The sequence below is a fragment of the Moraxella sp. genome (assembly GCF_024227015.1).
Taxonomy (GTDB): Bacteria; Pseudomonadota; Gammaproteobacteria; order Pseudomonadales; family Moraxellaceae; genus Moraxella.
In genome coordinates this window covers 1-1203 of record NZ_JAAELD010000245.1, presented here as the reverse complement: position 1 = coordinate 1203, position 1203 = coordinate 1, and the positions used below count along the sequence as shown (strand labels likewise).

General features: G+C 44.6%; 1 protein-coding gene. It reads right to left on the bottom strand.

Annotation, left to right across the window (positions count from 1 at the left end; all coding sequences use genetic code 11):
• Positions 1-211: 211 nt before the first annotated feature.
• On the bottom strand, positions 212-1203 hold a 992-nt coding region (locus tag GY683_RS05845), incomplete at its 5' end, for a Fic family protein (protein ID WP_297287850.1).

The following is a 1203-nucleotide window of genomic DNA, read 5'->3' as shown; positions in this document are numbered from 1 at the left end:
TGAATCAAACCTCTGAGGTTTTTTTAGTATAAGTAGGTTGGGTTAGATTTTTTTGCGCCGCAAAAAAACGTAACCCAACACAGGGCGATTTATTATGTAAATGTCGGGTTACGTTATCACGCGACGCTTGATAAGCTAACCCGACCTACCATACTACCATACTGAGGTTTTTAAGTGAATTTTGAATCAAACCTCAGAGGTTTTGAAAACCTCAGAGGTTTTTTAGCAGGCAAGCTCCTTTGGGTGTGAGTCGGTATTTTTGCTGAGGACTGCGGGGCGAGTTCGGCTGTGTCATCTCGATCAGTTTAGCGACAAGTGCAGGCTTAAGATAATTCATTCTGAAAGTCTGGCGATGATTCAAATTCAAGCGAGCCATCAGCTCGGTAGCCTTGAATGCTTGACTGGTGTTTAGTAGGTATAACAAGCGTTTTACTTGGTCGGTTACTTGGTCGGTTACTTGGTCGGTTGATGCCATTTCCTCCATCGCTGTTAGCAAGGCTTGCAACATAAACTCAATAAAGGGCGTAGAATTAGCTGCATGATCTGAATTGACCAAAGCTTGATAATAGTCGGCTTGCCTATCCCGAATCACGGTTTCCACCGGCAAATAAGCCAAAACCGGCTTCCACTGACTCAAAATCAATGTTTGCCACAATCGCCCCACGCGCCCATTGCCATCTACAAAAGGATGAATAAACTCCAACTCATAGTAAAATACACAACTCACAATCAAGGGGGAAACTTGCTCAGATTTCAACCAGTAAAAAAGTTCAGCCATTAACCTTGAAATTTGGCTGCACGGTGGTGCCATATGCACCAAGTTTTCGCCCCGACAAATACCCACACCACGAGTGCGGAAAAAACCAGGATGATCCAATAAACCCGCCATCAGCACGGCATGAGCTTCTAGCAAATGATCACAGCTATCTGCTTGCCATTGATTCATTTTGTCGTATGCGATAAACGCATTTCGTACTTCCTGAATTTCTCGTGGCGAACCCAGTACGCGCTTGCCATCTAACAAAGCGGTGATCTGTTCCAAACTAAAGGTATTATTTTCAATTTCTAATGAAGCCTGAATGGTGCGAATACGATTACTCCGCCTAAGCGATGGAGAATCTGACATCTCCAATGCCGCCCAACGCCCTAGAACCTCGCCTATCTTCTCGACCAAATGAAGGATGTCAGGGGTAATGTCAAAGG